The following is a 385-nucleotide window of genomic DNA, read 5'->3' as shown; positions in this document are numbered from 1 at the left end:
TACTAATAAAGTTGCATTAACAAAGCAAACAAACAAAATGATCTTTGAAAACTAAACAAGACAAAACGTACCTGTTAATTCATTTTTATAAATCGCACAGCGATGTGCGTAGTCAGTCAAACTACTTTATCGGAGAGTTTGATCCTGGCTCAGGACGAACGCTGGCGGCGTGCCTAATACATGCAAGTCGAGCGGACAGATGGGAGCTTGCTCCCTGATGTTAGCGGCGGACGGGTGAGTAACACGTGGGTAACCTGCCTGTAAGACTGGGATAACTCCGGGAAACCGGGGCTAATACCGGATGCTTGTTTGAACCGCATGGTTCAAACATAAAAGGTGGCTTCGGCTACCACTTACAGATGGACCCGCGGCGCATTAGCTAGTT

Annotated in this window: 1 rRNA gene; it reads left to right on the top strand. The window is 46.8% G+C overall.

What is annotated here, in order from left to right:
* Positions 1-126 precede the first annotated feature (126 nt).
* Positions 127-385: ribosomal RNA gene (locus RVS70_RS23115) — 16S ribosomal RNA — on the top strand; the annotation flags it as partial.

The organism is Virgibacillus sp. M23, assembly GCF_034190895.1.
GTDB classification, from domain to species: domain Bacteria; phylum Bacillota; class Bacilli; order Bacillales; family Amphibacillaceae; genus Virgibacillus; species Virgibacillus salarius.
Note: the sequence above shows the minus strand (reverse complement) of the source record. Positions and strands in the feature narration are given on the sequence as shown.